The 14,372-nt window shown below is 70.5% G+C and carries 14 protein-coding genes; 6 read left to right on the forward strand and 8 right to left on the reverse strand.

Features of this window, described 5'->3' with window-relative positions:
* Positions 1-3: 3 nt before the first annotated feature.
* Positions 4-681 carry a methionine ABC transporter permease gene (locus OGL92_RS11405; protein ID WP_263143721.1) on the reverse strand — a complete coding sequence of 226 codons (678 nt, stop codon included), beginning with the start codon at positions 679-681 and terminating at the stop codon, positions 4-6.
* A complete protein-coding gene (locus tag OGL92_RS11410; RefSeq protein ID WP_263143722.1) occupies positions 681-1,688 on the reverse strand; it encodes a methionine ABC transporter ATP-binding protein in 1,008 nt (335 codons plus the stop codon). Before OGL92_RS11410 ends, OGL92_RS11405 begins: the two co-directional genes overlap by 1 nt.
* 359 nt (positions 1,689-2,047) lie before the next feature.
* Between OGL92_RS11410 and katE the strand changes: the two genes are divergently transcribed.
* Complete coding sequence (gene katE / locus OGL92_RS11415; protein ID WP_263143723.1) at positions 2,048-4,192, forward strand: catalase HPII; 2,145 nt, start codon at positions 2,048-2,050, stop codon at positions 4,190-4,192.
* Between the two features lie 222 nt (positions 4,193-4,414).
* Complete coding sequence (locus tag OGL92_RS11420; protein WP_263143724.1) at positions 4,415-5,566, forward strand: acyltransferase; 1,152 nt, start codon at positions 4,415-4,417, stop codon at positions 5,564-5,566.
* 52 nt (positions 5,567-5,618) lie between these two features.
* On the opposite strand, the gene OGL92_RS11425 is transcribed toward OGL92_RS11420, so the two are convergent.
* The 4 genes from OGL92_RS11425 to OGL92_RS11440 all read right to left on the reverse strand — a co-directional run bounded on the left by OGL92_RS11425 (position 5,619) and on the right by OGL92_RS11440 (position 8,607).
* Positions 5,619-6,449 carry an aldo/keto reductase gene (locus OGL92_RS11425; RefSeq protein ID WP_263143725.1) on the reverse strand — a complete coding sequence of 277 codons (831 nt, stop codon included), beginning with the start codon at positions 6,447-6,449 and terminating at the stop codon, positions 5,619-5,621.
* Between the two features lie 109 nt (positions 6,450-6,558).
* Positions 6,559-7,344, reverse strand: coding sequence for a zinc ABC transporter permease subunit ZnuB (gene znuB / locus OGL92_RS11430; protein ID WP_263143726.1), 786 nt, complete (start codon positions 7,342-7,344; stop codon positions 6,559-6,561).
* The gene (gene znuC / locus OGL92_RS11435) at positions 7,337-8,110 is read right to left on the reverse strand and encodes a zinc ABC transporter ATP-binding protein ZnuC (RefSeq protein WP_263143727.1); all 774 of its coding nucleotides are present in this window, start codon (positions 8,108-8,110) and stop codon (positions 7,337-7,339) included. The genes znuB and znuC overlap by 8 nt, the downstream gene beginning before the upstream one ends.
* On the reverse strand, positions 8,107-8,607 hold the full coding sequence (locus OGL92_RS11440; protein ID WP_263143728.1) for a Fur family transcriptional regulator: 501 nt from the start codon (positions 8,605-8,607) through the stop codon (positions 8,107-8,109). Before OGL92_RS11440 ends, znuC begins: the two co-directional genes overlap by 4 nt.
* A 67-nt stretch (positions 8,608-8,674) precedes the next feature.
* Between OGL92_RS11440 and OGL92_RS11445 the strand changes: the two genes are divergently transcribed.
* On the forward strand, positions 8,675-9,580 hold the full coding sequence (locus OGL92_RS11445; RefSeq protein ID WP_263143729.1) for a zinc ABC transporter substrate-binding protein: 906 nt from the start codon (positions 8,675-8,677) through the stop codon (positions 9,578-9,580).
* Positions 9,581-9,746: 166 nt separating this feature from the next.
* Here OGL92_RS11445 and OGL92_RS11450 read toward each other — a convergent pair whose 3' ends face one another.
* Complete coding sequence (locus OGL92_RS11450; protein WP_263143730.1) at positions 9,747-10,949, reverse strand: PQQ-binding-like beta-propeller repeat protein; 1,203 nt, start codon at positions 10,947-10,949, stop codon at positions 9,747-9,749.
* 113 nt (positions 10,950-11,062) lie between these two features.
* The gene (locus tag OGL92_RS11455) at positions 11,063-11,467 is read right to left on the reverse strand and encodes a DUF3301 domain-containing protein (RefSeq protein WP_263143731.1); all 405 of its coding nucleotides are present in this window, start codon (positions 11,465-11,467) and stop codon (positions 11,063-11,065) included.
* Between the two features lie 196 nt (positions 11,468-11,663).
* On the opposite strand from OGL92_RS11455, the gene pdxY reads away from it, so the two are divergent.
* The 3 genes from pdxY to OGL92_RS11470 form a co-directional block, all read left to right on the forward strand.
* Entirely contained in the window at positions 11,664-12,530 is an 867-nt protein-coding gene (gene pdxY / locus OGL92_RS11460) for a pyridoxal kinase PdxY (protein ID WP_263143732.1), read from the forward strand.
* Complete coding sequence (locus tag OGL92_RS11465; protein ID WP_263143733.1) at positions 12,527-13,819, forward strand: hypothetical protein; 1,293 nt, start codon at positions 12,527-12,529, stop codon at positions 13,817-13,819. The genes pdxY and OGL92_RS11465 overlap by 4 nt, the downstream gene beginning before the upstream one ends.
* Before the next feature lie 194 nt (positions 13,820-14,013).
* A partial coding sequence (locus tag OGL92_RS11470) for a DUF2946 family protein (protein ID WP_263143734.1) occupies positions 14,014-14,372 on the forward strand: 359 nt, incomplete at its 3' end.

Below are 14,372 nucleotides of genomic sequence, written 5' to 3' on the forward strand. Positions count from 1 at the left end.
GGTTCATTTACGGGAAAAGTGCACCACCAGCCGATCGCCGAGGGTTTGCAGGACCTGCACCAGAACCAGCAGCAGGACCACGGTGACCACCATGACGTCGGTCTGGAAGCGCTGGTAGCCGAAGCGGATCGCCAGGTCGCCGAGCCCGCCGGCGCCGACCACCCCGGCCATCGCGGTATAGGACACCAGGGTGATGGCGGTGACCGTGGTGGCCGCGAGGATGCCCGGCCGGGCTTCCGGCAACAGGGCGTTGAGCACGATCTGCCAGGGTGTGGCGCCCATCGCCTGGGTCGCCTCGATGATGCCGCGGTCCACTTCGCGCAGGGCGGTCTCCACCAGCCGCGCGAAGAAGGGCGTGGCGCCCACCACCAACGGCGGAATGGCGCCGGCGACCCCGAGGGAGGTGCCGGTGAGCAGCACGGTGAAGGGAATCATCACGATCAGCAGGATGATGAACGGCAGCGAGCGCAGCACGTTGACCACCAGCGACAACAGGGCGTACAGGCCCCTTTGCTCGAACAACTGGCGCGGGCTGGTGAGGAACAGCAGCACGCCCAGCGGCAACCCCAGCAGCACGGTGAACAGCAGCGAGCCGCCGAGCATCATCAGGGTGTCGAGGGTGGCCAGCCAGATTTCGTACCAGTCGATGTTCTGGATCAGCGAAGCGAAGGACGCGTCCATCAGCGCAGCACCTCCAGGTGCACGTCGGCCTCGCGGAAGCAGGTCAGCGCCGCCTCCACGTCGCCGCCGGTGAGCGCCAGGGTCAGCTGGCCATAGGGGGTTTCCTTGATGCGGTCGATGCGCCCGGCGAGGATGCTGAAGTCCACCCCGGTCTGCCGCGCCACCGTGCCCAGCAGCGGCGCATAGGTGGCCTCGCCCTGAAAGGTCAGGCGCAGGATGCGCCCCGGCACGTGGCGGAAGTCGTCGTGTTGCTCGTGCTCGTCCACCTGCTCGGCTTCCAGGACGAAGCGCTGGGTGGTGGGGTGCTGCGGGTGGAGGAAGACATCGGAGACCGGGCCTTCCTCGACGATCACCCCGGCGTCCATCACCGCGACCCGGTCGCAGACCCGGCGGATCACGTCCATCTCATGGGTGATGAGCACCACGGTGAGCTTCAGCTCGCGGTTGATTTCCGCCAGCAGTTGCAGCACCTGCGCGGTGGTCTGCGGGTCGAGCGCGCTGGTGGCCTCGTCGCAGAGCAGGATCTTCGGCTGGGTGGCGAGGGCGCGGGCGATGCCGACCCGCTGCTTCTGCCCGCCGGACAGCTGTGCCGGGTACTTCTTCGCATGGTCGGACAGGCCGACCCGCGCCAGCAGCTCGGCGACCCGCGCGTCGATCTGGCGGGCGCCCAGCTCGCCGGCCAGGCGCAGGGGCAGGGCGACGTTGTCGGCGACGGTCTTGGACGACAGCAGGTTGAAGTGCTGGAAGATCATCCCGACGCGCTGGCGGAAGCGCCGCAGGCCTTCGCTGCCCAGGGCGGTGACGTCTTCGCCGTCGACCAGGATGCGTCCGCCGCTGGGCTCTTCGAGGCGGTTGATCAGCCGCAGCAGGGTGCTCTTGCCGGCGCCGGAGTGGCCGATCAGGCCGAAGATCTGCCCGCCTTCGATGCTCAGGCAGCTGGAATGCAACGCGGGAATTTCGCGTGCGCCGACCCTGTAGGTCTTGTGGACGTTATGGAACTCGATCACGGGGCGAACCTTGTGGGTGCGAGGAATAGCGGGGTGGGGCGTTTGGCCGGCGCGCATTTTAGCCTGAACCCTTATACGAACTTAGTTTTTATTGAGCGAGCTCGCGACTGAAATGGAATAAGTCGATGAGCGGCCCGGCGCTCCGGGCACCGCTCGTGCATCGCGGTTGAACGTCTCCCGGCCAACACCGTCACTACCTAACACGCGGTATCGGCCGTTCGGCCTACCGCGCCTGAACCCTTGGCGGGTCCCTTTCGGGGATGCGCCGATCCTGTTCGTGACGGGTGGTCCGCGATCGAGGCCCCCGCAATTAGAAACCGACCCTGCGGGGTTACAGCCTAACCGAGGAGCTACATCCGATGGACAGCAAGCAACCCGACGCGAAATCCAGCGAGCTCGCAGGCACCCAGACGCTCGACCGTGGCAACAGCAACGCCAAGCTGGAAAGCCTCGAACGCTTCCGCAGCGACGCCACCGGCGCCGCGCTGCGCACCAACCAGGGCGTGAAAATCTCGGATAACCAGAACACGCTCAAGGTGGGCGAGCGTGGCCCGTCGCTGCTCGAAGACTTCATCATGCGCGAGAAGATCACCCATTTCGACCATGAGCGCATCCCCGAGCGGATCGTGCATGCCCGCGGCACCGCGGCCCATGGTTACTTCCAGGTCTACGAGCCGCTGGGCAAGAAACTCTCCAAGGCCGGCTTCCTCCAGGACCCGAAGAAGAAAACCCCGGTGTTCGTGCGCTTCTCCACCGTGCAGGGCCCGCGCGGCTCCGGCGACACCGTGCGCGACGTGCGCGGCTTCGCGGTCAAGTTCTACACCGACGAGGGTAACTTCGACCTGGTCGGCAACAACATGCCGGTGTTCTTCATCCAGGACGCGATCAAGTTCCCCGACTTCGTCCACGCGGTGAAACCCGAGCCGCACAACGAAATCCCCACCGGCGGCAGCGCCCACGACACCTTCTGGGACTTCGTGTCGCTGGTGCCGGAATCCGCGCACATGGTGATGTGGGCGATGAGCGACCGCGCCATCCCGGTGAACCTGCGCAGCATGCAGGGCTTCGGCATCCACACCTTCCGGATGATCGACACCGCCGGCAAGTCGCGCTTCGTCAAGTTCCACTGGAAGCCTGCCCAGGGCGTGCGCTCCCTGGTCTGGGACGAGGCGCAGAAGCTCGCCGGCAAGGACACCGACGCCCACCGTCGCGACCTCTGGGAAGCCATCGAGAGCGGCGACTACCCGGAATGGGAACTGGGCGTGCAGATCGTCGAGGAACAGGACGAGCACACGTTCGAGTTCGACCTGCTCGACCCGACCAAGATCATCCCCGAAGAGCTGGTGCCGGTGACCCCCATCGGCAAGATGGTGCTCAACCGCAACCCGGACAGCTTCTTCGCCGAGACCGAGCAGGTGGCCTTCTGCCCGTCGCACATCGTCCCCGGCATCGACTTTTCCAACGATCCGCTGCTGCAGGGCCGGCTGTTCTCCTACACCGATACCCAGATCAGCCGTCTGGGCGGGCCGAACTTCCACGAGATCCCGATCAACCGTCCGCTGGCGCCCAACCACAGCAACCAGCGCGACGCCCAGCACCGCATGCGCATCGACAAGGGCCGCGCCTCCTACGAGCCCAACTCGATCGACGGCGGCTGGCCCAAGGAAACCCCGCCGGGCCCGGTGGATGGCGGCTTCGAGACCTACTATGAGCGGGTCGACGCGCACAAGGTGCGCCAGCGCAGCGAATCCTTCGCCGACCACTTCTCCCAGGCCGCGCTGTTCTACCACAGCCTCTCCAAGCCGGAGCAGGACCACGTGGTCGATGCTTACGGATTCGAGCTAGGCAAGGTGGAACGCCAATGGATCCGCGAGCGTGAGGTGAAGGAAATCCTCGCCAACATCGACCTCGAGCTGGCCCAGCGTGTCGCCCGCAAGATCGGCGTCGAACCGCCGACCGCGCCGACCGTGCCGCCGAAGAAACTGTCCCTCGACAAGTCGCCTGCCCTCAGCCAGCTCAACCTGCTGTCCGGCAAGATCAAGGGCTTCAAGGTCGCCGTGCTGATCGCCGACGGCGTCAACGGCACCGAGGTGGACGCCATCAAGACCGCGCTGAAAGGCCAGGGCGCCCACGTCAAGGTGCTCGGCCCCACCGCCGGCCCGGTGAAGGACGCCAACGGCAAGGCGATCCCGGTGGACGGCTCGGCCGAAGGCCTGCCGTCGGTCGCCGTGGATGCGGTGTTCGTCCCCGGCGGCGCGCAGAGCGTCAAGGCGATGATGAACGACGGCGTGGTCAAGCATTACCTGCTGGAGGCCTACAAGCACCTCAAGGCCATCGCCCTAACCGGCGAAGCCAAGGACCTGTTGCAGGCCGTGCACCTCGACCCCGACGAAGGCCTGATCGCGGGTGCCGACGTCAAGGCGGTGCAGCGTCCGTTCTTCGACGCCATGGCCAAGCACCGCGTCTGGGCCCGCATGCCGAAGATCAAATCGATCCCGGCCTGATCCCGCTGCCCATGACCGACCCTCCGGGGCCGGTCGAACCAGCCCCCGTTGCCTGCCGGCACGGGGGCTTTTTCATGGGCGCGGTTCCGGCCGGCCTGGGGGTAGGCCGGCCTAGGGCGCCATCCCGTCTGGGTGGCGGACAGTCCAGCCGGGGGAACCCCGGCATTGGTTAATGCCCCCGTTTGGGGCACACTTGCCCGCTTGTCGGAAAGGAAGCCCCCTATGCAACGCGAGCGCTTGGCCGGCCTGGATTTCTTGCGGGGCTTCGCCGCGCTCTGGGTCTTGCTGTTCCACTACGTCGAACGGGTCGCACCGGCCTATCAAGGGCCCTTGTCCCGCTATGTCCTTCACGTCGGCTGGAACGGCGTGGACCTGTTCTTCGTCCTCAGCGGATTCCTGATCGGTTCCATCCTCGCCTCGAACCGGCAGGAAGGGGTCGGTGGGTTCCTGGTCAGGCGGGTGTTCCGCATCTATCCGGCCTATCTGGTCATCGTGCTGGTCTGCCTGTGTTTCAGCCGGCCGGAACTGCGCCACAACAGCGGCTTGCTGCTGAGCCACCTGTTCATGGTGCACAACCTCACCCCCGGGTATGGCGGGGCGATCAACGGGGTGTTGTGGACCCTCGGCGCCGAATTCCAGTTCTATCTCCTGGCGGCCCTGCTGCTCTGCCTGCCGCAGCGCCGGTCGCTGTGGTGGACCCTCACCCTGGGGATGCTCCTGCTGTCCGTCGCGGCCCGCTACGCGGCGTTCCATCGCTACGGCAGCGATGCCGAGCGCTTCTTCCACGGCACCTTGTTGCCCGGCATGCTCGGGCTGTTCGCCGCGGGGTTCGCGGTGGTGAAGCTGAAGCCGGCCCTGCAACCCCGGGTGGAGCGGCATTTCGCGCTGTTCGTCGCCACCGGCGCGGCGCTCCTGGGCGTCTTCCTGGCCTGGTTGCAGGGCTACGTCGGCAACTACTGGGACGCGGAAATCCCCACGGTCTTCGGCCGTCTGTTCTCCTCGCTGGTGTTCGGTTACCTGGTGCTGGTGTTCGCCTGCACGCCGCCGGCCGTGGGGCGCTTCCTCCGCCGCAGCGGCTGGGTGTTCCTCGGCGAGATCAGCTATGGCATCTACCTGACCCACCTGCTGGTCATGGAGAAGATGGCGACCCTGGTCGCCCGCCACAGCCCGGACCTGCCCTGGTTCCTGTACCTGGCCGGGGTGCTGGCGCTGGTCATGCTGGGCTCGACCGCCCTCTACGTCTGCATCGAGAAGCCGTTCATCGCCCTCGGCAAACGGGTGGCGGAAGGGCTGTTCGGCCGCGCCGCAGCGCGCGAGCCGGTGTCCGCCACCCAACTGAGCCGCGACCAAGCGGAAACGCGCAGCGCGCCCTGAGCGAGCGCCGCGGGCGAGAGAGCAGGGCGGACCGGCGAGGCCCGCCCGCCGTTCAACCGTTGAAGGTGTCCGGGTCCGGGCCCAGGCGATGCTGGCGGTCCAGGCCGGCGATCGCCTGCATGTCGGCCTCGTCCAGCTGGAAATCGAAGATCTGCGCGTTTTCCTCGATTCGCTTCGGCGTGGCCGATTTCGGGAAGACGATGGAGCCGAGCTGGATGTGCCAGCGCAGGATCACCTGCGCCGGGCTCTTGCCATGCTTGGCTGCCAACTGCTGCACCCGCGGGTCGGCGAGCAACTCGCCGCCCTGGGCCAGCGGGCTCCAGGCCTCGGTGGCGATGCCCTTGTAGACGCCGAACTCGCGCAGTGCGGCCTGTTGCAGCCAGGGGTGCACCTCGATCTGATTCACCGCCGGCACCACGCCGGTTTCCATGATCAGCGCCTCGATGTCGTCGGGGCGGAAGTTGGACACCCCCACCGACTTCACCCGACCTTCTTCGCGCAGGCGCAGCAGGGCTTTCCAGCTGTCGAGGAACAGGCCCTTGTCCGGGCAGGGCCAGTGGATCAGGTAGAGGTCGACGTAATCCAGCTTGAGCCGCTCCAGGCTCTCGTCGAACGCCGCCAGCGCCGAGTCGTAGCCCTGGCGATCGTTCCACAGCTTGGTGGTGACGAAGAGCTGCTCGCGGGGTACGCCGGAACCGGCCAGCCCCTGGCCGACGCCGGCTTCGTTGCCGTAGATGGCGGCGGTGTCGATGTGCCGGTAGCCGAGGCCGAGGGCGGTTTCCACCAGGGCGGCGGCCTCCGCGTCGGGGGTGCGCCAGGTGCCCAGGCCGAGCTGGGGAATCTGCCGGCCGTCGTTGAGCTGGACGAGGGGGATCGAGGTCATGGTCTCTCCGGGATGAGGATCGAGCGTTTCGCGGCCGCCTGGCGGCCACCCGTGGGACATGTGACCGGCCGCCGGCGAACTTTCTCCCGTCGATGCGCCGCCGCCGGTCTCAGGCCCGGCGCGGCAGGGCGAAGCTGAGCAGGAACAGGCCGGCGGCGGCGACCACGATGGACGGGCCGGCCGGGGTGTCCTTGAACCAGGACAGCGCCAGCCCGGCGCAGACCGCCAGCAGGCCGAGCAGGCTGGCGCCGCCGGCCATCTGCTCCGGGGTGCGCGCGTGGCGCTGGGCGGCGGCGGCCGGGATGATCAGCAGCGAGGTGATCAGCAGCACCCCGACGATCTTCATCGCCACCGCGATCACCACCGCGATCAGCACCATCAGCGCCAGGCGGATCGCCGCCACCGGCAGGCCCTCGACCCGCGCCAGCTCCTCGTGCACGGTGATCGCCAGCAGCGGCCGCCACAGCGGCACCAGCAGGACCAGCACCAGGGCGCTGCCGCCGAGGATCCAGGCCAGGTCGGTGGGGCTCACCGCCAGCAGGTCGCCGAACAGGTAGCCCATCAGGTCGATGCGCACGTCGGGCATGAAGCTCAGCGCCACCAGGCCCAAAGACAGGGTGCTGTGGGCGAGGATGCCGAGCAGGGTGTCCGAGGCCAGCGGCTGGCGCTGTTGCAGGGTCACCAGCAGCACCGCGAGCAGCACGCAGCCGACGGTCACCGCCAGGGTCGGGCTGACGTCGAGCATCAGGCCGAGGGCCACCCCGAGCAGCGCCGCGTGGGACAGGGTGTCGCCGAAATAGGCCATGCGCCGCCAGACCACGAAGGACCCGAGCGGGCCGGCCACCAGGGCCAGGGCCAGGCCGGCGAGCAGGGCGTTGAGCAGGAAATCAGCCATGGTTGCAGTCCGGGCCGTGCACGTGGGGTTCGCCGCTCACCACGCCGCCGCGCAAGTCGTGGGCATGGTCGTGGCGGTGGTGGTAGATGGCCAGGCTGCGCGCGTCGCCGCCGAACAGCTCGAGGAAGGCCGGGTCGCCGCTGACCTGCTCGGGGTGCCCGGAGCAGCAGACGTGGCGGTTCAGGCAGACCACCTGGTCGGTGGTGCTCATCACCAGGTGCAGGTCGTGGGAGACCATCAGCACGCCGCAGCCGTGGCGATCGCGCAGGCGTGTGATCAGCCGGTACAGGTCGGCCTGGCCGGCGACGTCGACGCCCTGCACCGGCTCGTCGAGCACCAGCAGCTCCGGGGCCCGCAGCAGGGCGCGGGCGAGCAGCACGCGTTGCAGCTCGCCGCCGGAAATCCGTTGCAGCGGGCTGTCGATGACCCCCTGGGCGCCGACTTCGCCCAGCGCCGCCAGGGCCCGCGCGCGATCCACCCGCGGCACCAGGCGCAGGAAGCGCAGCACGCTGAGGGGCAGGGTGGGGTCGACCTGGAGCTTCTGCGGCATGTAGCCGATGCGCAGGCGCGGCTTGCGCCAGACGCTGCCGCGCTCGGCGTCGAGCAGGCCGAGCACGGTGCGCACCAGGGTGGTCTTGCCGGCGCCGTTGGGGCCGATCAGGGTGACGATCTCGCCCGGCTTCACGCTCAGGTCGACGCCCTGCAGCACGTCCTGGCCGGCGAAGCGCACGCCGATGCCTTGCAGGCGGATCAGCGCGTCGCTCATTGCGGCAACCGGCAGCCGGCGCAGAGGCCGACGACTTCCACGGTCTGGCCCTCGACGTTGAATCCGACGCTCTTGGCGCTGGCGACGATGGCCTCGCTGATGCTGCTCTGCTCCAGCTCGATGGCCGCGTGGCAGGTGCGGCAGATGAGGAACTGGCCCTGGTGCGCCTCGCCGGGGTGGTTGCAGCCGACGAAGGCGTTGAGCGAGGCGATGCGGTGCACCAGGCCGTTCTCCAGGAGGAAATCCAGGGCGCGGTAGACGGTCGGCGGCGCGGCGCGGCGGCCGTCCTCCTCGGTCAGCACGCCGAGGATGTCGTAGGCGCCCAGGGGCTTGTGGCTCTGCCAGACCAGTTCCAGCACGCGCTTGCGCAGCGTGGTCAGGCGCAGGCCGAGGCGCGCGCAGATGCGTTCGGCGCTGTCCAGGGCATCGCTGACGCAGTGGGAGTGATCGTGGGGCCGGCAGGCCAGGGGCGCGGAGGGCAGCGAGCGTTTGGGCATGGAAGCGGCGCGACGAAGAGGAGGAAGGACGTTATTCTATTACCCTTTTCTGCCCAGGTGTGCTGCCGTGTCGCGTTCATTGCTCCTGCTCTGCCTTTGCCTGCTGTCCTGTGGCGCGCGCGCCGAGGTGCGCCTGCTGACCAGCATCAAGCCGCTGCAGTTGATCGCCGCCGCGGTGCAGGACGGCGTCGGCCGTCCCGAGGTGCTGCTGCCCCCCGGCGCCTCGCCGCACCATTACGCGCTGCGCCCCTCGGACGTGCAGCGGGTGCGGGACGTCGAGCTGTTCTACTGGGTCGGCGAGGACCTGGAAGGCTTCCTCGGCAAGCCGCTGGCCGGCCGCGCCAAGCCGAGCGTCGCCGTGCAGGCCCTGCCCGGCCTGCGCCTGCGGCGCTTCGAGGCGGGCGGCGAGGCCCACGAAACCCAGGCCGAGCACGACCAGGATCATCGCCCCGGCAGCCTGGACGCCCACCTTTGGCTGCTGCCGGCCAACGCCCGGGTGATCGCCGCGCGCATGGCCGCCGACCTGGCCGCCGCCGACCCGGCCCACGCCGCCCGCTACCAGGCCAACCTGGACGCCTTCGGCGAGCGCCTGCAACGCCTCGACGCGCGCCTGTCCGGCGAGCTCCGGGCGGTGGCCGACAAGCCCTATTTCGTCTTCCACGAGGCCTACGATTACTTCGAGAGCGCCTACGGCCTGCGGCATGCCGGGGTGTTCAGCGTGCTCGGCGAAGTGCAGCCCGGCGCCCGCCACGTGGCGGCCATGCGCGAACGCCTGCAACGGGCCGGGCCGAGCTGCGTGTTCAGCGAACCGCCGCTGCGCCCGCGGCTGGCGGAAACCCTCACCGCCGGCCTGCCGGTGCGCCTCGCCGAGTTGGACGCCATGGGCGCCGCCCTGGAGCCTACGGCGGACGGCTACGAGAGCCTGCTGGACACCCTCGCCCGCGACCTCGCCGCCTGCCTCAACGCGCTGTAGCGGCGTAAGGCGGGCCCGCGCCGACTGGTTCCCCAGCGTCCCGGGTCGCGCATGCCGCCGGGACAGCGAGGATCTGGCGACGTCCGCCCGGCCGCCGAGCTTCATCTCAGACATCCCGCCCACCCGTGGCTCGCGGATCGCTCCGCAAGGCCCCGGCAGCGCGCGCCTAGGGCGCGGCGGCCGGCGCCGACAGGCCGAAGGCGTACAAGCGGTTGTCGCTGGCGCCGACGTACACGCGGCCATGGCTGACCACCACCGAATGCTGGATCGGCCACCCGTCGCCGACCACCCGCTCGAACAGGGTCTGGCCGTCGGCGCCGTTCAGCACGTGCAGGCGCCCGTCCACGCTGGCCGCGTACACCAGGCCGTTGGCCACCGCCGGCGAGGCCAGCACCGCCGCGCCCAGGGCGCGGCTCCACAGGCGTTCGCCGCTGGCGGCGCGCAGCGCGCCGAGGGTGCCGTCGCGCGAACCCAGGTAGAGCACGCCGTCGGCATAGGCGGCGGAGGTGGCGATCTGGTCGCCGACCGGCGCCGCCGTACCCGACGCCACCGCCCAGCGCGGCGTGCCCTCGTCCAGGTCGAAGGCGTACAGGTTGCCGTCGTCGGACTCGACGAAGACCTTGCCTTCCGCCACCAGCGGCGACGCATGCAGGGCGCCGCCGGTGGCGGCGGTCCAGCGCGGGGCGCCGTCGCGGGCATCGAAGGCGTACAGGCGACCGTCCTCGGCGCCGACGTACAGGACGCCGCCGGCCAGGGCCGCCGACGCGCTGATCGGCCCGCCGGTGGCGGCGCGCCAGAGCAGGGTGCCGTCGAGGGCGTTCAGCGCGTAGAGGCCGCCGTCGCGGGAGCCGATGTAGAGCCTGTCGCCGGACAGCGTCGGCGAAGCGGTCACGAAGCCGCCGGTGCGCAGCGTCCAGCGCGGCGCGCCGCTGCCCAGCTCGAAGGCGGATACCCGCCCGTCCTCCCGCGAGCCGGTGTACACCAGGCCGTTGCCCACCGCCGGCGAGGACAGGCCGAAGCCGTCGCCGTTGCGCGACCAGTGGGTACCGCCGCCGGCCTGGTTGACCGCGCTCAGGCCGTAGGCCTTGCGGCCCGCCGCCGGACAGCCGACATAGAGCCGGACTCCGCTCACCGCCGGCGAGGTGTACAACTGTCCGCCGCAGCGGAAGGCCTTCGTCCAATGCAGGACCAGGCGTCCGACGCTGGCGGCGGAGAGCTCGCGCTCGGCCGGGTTGTGCCGCGTATGGGCGGTGTCGAAGGCGTACTGCGCCCAGTCGCCGGCGGCGGAAGGCGCGGCATCGCCGGGCGCGGCCCGGGCGGCGAGGGGGGCGAGCAGGCAAAGGAAGAAGGGGATGCACGGACGGATCATGGCCAAGGCTCCGCGGCTGGAAGGAGGCGCCAGCCGTCGAGCGGGTCGCGAATGCGCCGGTGGATCAGGTATAGCCGCCGGGAACGGCGAGGGCCAGCGCGGTCCGCCGCAGCCTAGTCGGCCTGCCGCCGCTCTTCGGGCTTCGGATGGCTGCGGCGCCAGGCATCGATCTGGATCACCCGGCCGTCGTCCACCGGCGGCGCGCGGAAGGGGTAGGGGTCCATCTCGATGTGCCCGGCCTGCTGGCCGAACATGCAGATGCTGCCGGCATGCCGCTGCTCGCCGGTGACGGTGAACTCGAAGCCGTAGACGCGCGCCAGGCGCCGGCGGCCGCCGGCATCGCGGACGAAGCGCAGGCGGCGCAGGGCGACGTTTTCGTCGAGCAGCTCCACCTCTTCCCGCGCGCAATGCTGCTTGACCCGCTCCAGGGCACGTTCGCGAATGCCGTGGGCGCGCCACAGCCAAGCCGCGGCGGCGATGAACAACAAGACAATGAACAGATCACCCAGACTCAGCATGTCGCCTCCGATGACAGGCGCCCAGCTTACCCGAACGGCGTCCGGCTTTCTTGCTCTGGCCGCCGTTCTTGGATAGCGTCCGCACCCTTGAATCACGGGTTCGTCGAGGGCCGAGGCCGGCCGTCGAGCCTGGCCGCGCGGCTCGCCGCCCCACGTTCGCCCAGTCCCCTTCGAGGGTTCGCCCGAGGAATAGCCGATGAAACGCACGCCGCACCTGCTCGCCATCCAGTCCCACGTGGTCTTCGGCCATGCCGGCAATGGCGCGGCGGTATTCCCCATGCAGCGCCTGGGGGTGAACGTCTGGCCGCTGAACACCGTGCAGTTCTCCAACCACACCCAGTATGGCCAGTGGACCGGCGAAGTGCTGGCGCCGACGCAGATTCCGGCGCTGGTGGACGGCATCGCCGCCATCGGCGAGCTGGGCCAGTGCGACGCCGTGCTGTCCGGCTACCTGGGCAGCGCGGCCCAGGGCCGGGCGATCCTCGAGGTGGTGGCGCGGATCAAGCAGGCCAACCCGCAGGCGCTCTACCTGTGCGATCCGGTGATGGGCCATCCGCAGAAAGGCTGCATCGTTGCCCCGGAAGTCAGCCAGTTCCTCCTCGAGGAGGCGGCGGCGGTGGCGGACTACCTCTGCCCCAACCAGCTGGAGCTGGACAGCTTCGCCGGCCGCCGCCCGGAATCCCTGGCGGACTGCGTGGCGATGGCCCGGACCCTGTTGCAGCGCGGGCCGCGGGCGGTGTTGGTGAAGCACCTGGACTACCCCGGCAAGCCCGCCGACGCCTTCGAGGCGCTGCTGGTCAGCGCCGAGGCCTGCTGGCACCTGAGCCGGCCGCTGCTGGCCTTCCCGCGCCAGCCGGTGGGCGTCGGCGACCTCACCTCGGGGTTGTTCCTCGCCCGCCTGCTGCTCGGCGACGGCCCGCGCGACGCTTTCGAGTTCAGCGCCGCCGCGGTCCACGAGGTGCTGCTGGAAACCCAGGCCTGTGCCAGCTACGAGCTGCAACTGGTGCGCGCCCAGGACCGCATCGCCCATCCGCGGGTGAAGTTCGAGGCCGTGGCCCTGTGAGTCCGGCGCCGGCGGAAACGCCGGTCCGTGGCCGGCGCGGCTGGAAACGCGTCGGCCTGGCGCTGCTGCTCGTCGCGGCCCTGGGCCTGGCGCTGTGCCTGCGCGACGAGCCGCTCGACGACGGTGCCCGCGACGCGCTGCGGGCCGACGAGACCAAGGCACCGGACGACCCGGCCTACCTCTACCTGCTCGGCCTGGACGCCGCCGAAGGCGAGCCGCAGGCCCTCGGCCGGCGCCGCCTCGAGGACTATCGCGCCGCCCTGGCGCGGCACCCCGATGGCGCCGACCTCGGCTTGCCGGCCTACCCGGCGCTGGCGCTGCCCGAGGGCCTTTGCGACCCCCTGGAGCGCGCCTGCCGCGCGCGACGGGAGCAGGACCCCGTCGACACGCCGGTGCCCTGGGAGCGGCATGCCGAACTGCTGCGGCGCTATCATCGGGCGATGGCCTTCGCCAGCTACCGCAGCAGCCTGGCGCCTGGGTTGGCGGAGCCGCTGCCGGCCTTGCGCCACCTGCTGAACGGCAACCTGCTGCTGAACGCCCAGGCCTGGAGCCTGGCCCGCACCGAGGGCGGCGCCGCGCTGCGCCTGCTGGAGGACGACCTGGCCGGCCTGCGCCGGCGCCTGGCCCAGGCCGACCAGATGGTGCTGAAGCTGGTGCTGCTGAAGATGATCCAGCGCGACCTCGACAGCCTCGCCTGGCTGTACCAGCGCGGCGCGCTGCCGCCGCCCTCGACCCAGGCGCCGCTGAGCGAGGCCGAGCGCTCGTTGCGGGCGCCGATGCGCCGGGAGTTCGCCCTGGTCGCCCGCGGCCTGCTGGGCCTGCGCGCCGACGGCATGGCCGATCCGGCGGCGGGCTTCGGGGAGCGGCTGGGCTGGGCGCTGTTCTACAAGCCGCGGATGACGGTGAACCGGGTCTGGCCGCGCTACCGTCAGGTGGCCGACACTGCCGCCCTGGACGCGCCGGGGTTCGCCCGGGCCCTGCGCGCGGATCCCCCGGCAGCGCCGTCCAGCGACTGGCGCAACCCGGTCGGCGCCAAGCTGCTGCGCATCGGCCTGCCCGACTGGAACGCCTACCTCGCCCGCTTCCACGACCTGGACGGCAAGTTGCGGCTGTTCCAGCGCCTGCGCGAGGGGCCGGCGGGTACGTCGCCGGACGCGCAGCGTTTCGCCGACCTGCCCGGCCTCTACGGGCCGGGCGACGCGCCCGTCTGGGACGCCGCCGCGCGCAGCCTGTGCTACCCCGGTCCCTATCCGGACCCGCGCGGCCTGCGCTGTCTCGACCTGCGCTGAGGCCGCGCCACTGTGACCGGGTTCCGCTGCCGGGCGAACCGGCCTGCGGCCATCCGTCCCAGGCGCTATGCTTCATCCCCGGCGGCGGCTTTCGGTAGGATAGCGCCGCGTTCCCCCTCACCCCTCCAGCGGATCACGCCGTGCCCCACGCCCGCAGACGCGTAAGGCCCGGAGCTTGGCTCGGCCTGTTCGCCATGCTCCTGCTGCTCGCCGGGCCCCTGTTGTCCCAGGGGCTGGCCCAGGCGCGCGCGGCCGAAAGGGCCGCGGTGCCGGCCTGGATGGAGCGGCTGGATTGCAGCGAGCACGGCGCCGCCACCGAGTCGCCCGCGGCCCCGGACGAGCACGGCGCGCCCGAGGCGCACTGGGCCAAGTGCGGCTACTGCACCCTGCTGTTCAATTCCCCGGTGCTGACCGGCGCGCTCCACGCGGCCCTGCCGGCGGACGACCTGACCCACGCGCGCCTGCGCGTTCCCGCCCGCGACGGCCACGCCGCCTCGGCGATCTTCCCCGGCGCCCGCTCGCGCGCCCCGCCCGCCCGGGCCGCGCGGCGGCC

Origin of the sequence: Pseudomonas sp. RIT-PI-AD (assembly GCF_025642785.1) — a bacterium.
In the GTDB taxonomy this organism is placed as follows: Bacteria; Pseudomonadota; Gammaproteobacteria; order Pseudomonadales; family Pseudomonadaceae; genus Pseudomonas_T.

What these genes read in the sequence shown, in the direction of transcription:
- OGL92_RS11405 (WP_263143721.1), bottom strand. Translation starts at nt 681, where the DNA reads ATGGACGCGTCCTTCGCTTCGCTGATCCAGAACATCGACTGGTACGAA.
- katE (WP_263143723.1), top strand. Translation starts at nt 2,048, where the DNA reads ATGGACAGCAAGCAACCCGACGCGAAATCCAGCGAGCTCGCAGGCACC.
- OGL92_RS11420 (WP_263143724.1), top strand. Translation starts at nt 4,415, where the DNA reads ATGCAACGCGAGCGCTTGGCCGGCCTGGATTTCTTGCGGGGCTTCGCC.
- OGL92_RS11425 (WP_263143725.1), bottom strand. Translation starts at nt 6,449, where the DNA reads ATGACCTCGATCCCCCTCGTCCAGCTCAACGACGGCCGGCAGATTCCC.
- znuB (WP_263143726.1), bottom strand. Translation starts at nt 7,344, where the DNA reads ATGGCTGATTTCCTGCTCAACGCCCTGCTCGCCGGCCTGGCCCTGGCC.
- znuC (WP_263143727.1), bottom strand. Translation starts at nt 8,110, where the DNA reads ATGAGCGACGCGCTGATCCGCCTGCAAGGCATCGGCGTGCGCTTCGCC.
- OGL92_RS11440 (WP_263143728.1), bottom strand. Translation starts at nt 8,607, where the DNA reads ATGCCCAAACGCTCGCTGCCCTCCGCGCCCCTGGCCTGCCGGCCCCAC.
- OGL92_RS11450 (WP_263143730.1), bottom strand. Translation starts at nt 10,949, where the DNA reads ATGATCCGTCCGTGCATCCCCTTCTTCCTTTGCCTGCTCGCCCCCCTC.
- OGL92_RS11455 (WP_263143731.1), bottom strand. Translation starts at nt 11,467, where the DNA reads ATGCTGAGTCTGGGTGATCTGTTCATTGTCTTGTTGTTCATCGCCGCC.
- pdxY (WP_263143732.1), top strand. Translation starts at nt 11,664, where the DNA reads ATGAAACGCACGCCGCACCTGCTCGCCATCCAGTCCCACGTGGTCTTC.